The following is a 390-nucleotide window of genomic DNA, read 5'->3' as shown; positions in this document are numbered from 1 at the left end:
GTCGAAACCATCCCGGGCAAAAACTACATGGGCCTGGAACTGCCTAACCCGAAGCGGCAGATCGTGCGCCTGACCGAAATCCTCGGGTCCAAGGTCTATAACGACAGCGCCTCCAGCCTGACCGTAGCGCTGGGCAAGGACATCGCGGGTCATCCCATCGTGGCCGACCTTGCCAAGATGCCGCACCTGCTTGTTGCCGGTACCACCGGCTCCGGTAAATCGGTGGGCATCAATGCAACCATCCTGTCACTGTTGTACAAGTCCGATCCCAACAATGTGCGCATGATCCTGATCGATCCGAAAATGCTGGAAATGTCCGTCTACGAAGGCATTCCGCATCTGCTGGCGCCGGTGGTGACGGACATGCGGCAGGCCGGCCACGCGCTGAAC

Annotated in this window: 1 protein-coding gene; it reads left to right on the top strand. The window is 59.5% G+C overall.

Annotated features, from left to right (window positions below; translation table 11 throughout):
- Positions 1-390, top strand: a 390-nt coding sequence (locus CBF90_RS16925) for an FtsK/SpoIIIE domain-containing protein (protein WP_141097244.1), incomplete at both ends; no start/stop codon positions are given.

Source organism: Microbacterium sp. AISO3, assembly GCF_002204305.1.
Taxonomy (GTDB): domain Bacteria; phylum Actinomycetota; class Actinomycetes; order Actinomycetales; family Microbacteriaceae; genus Microbacterium; species Microbacterium arborescens.
The sequence above is the reverse complement of the archived record's forward strand: the minus strand, read 5'-3'. Positions and strand labels throughout refer to the sequence as shown.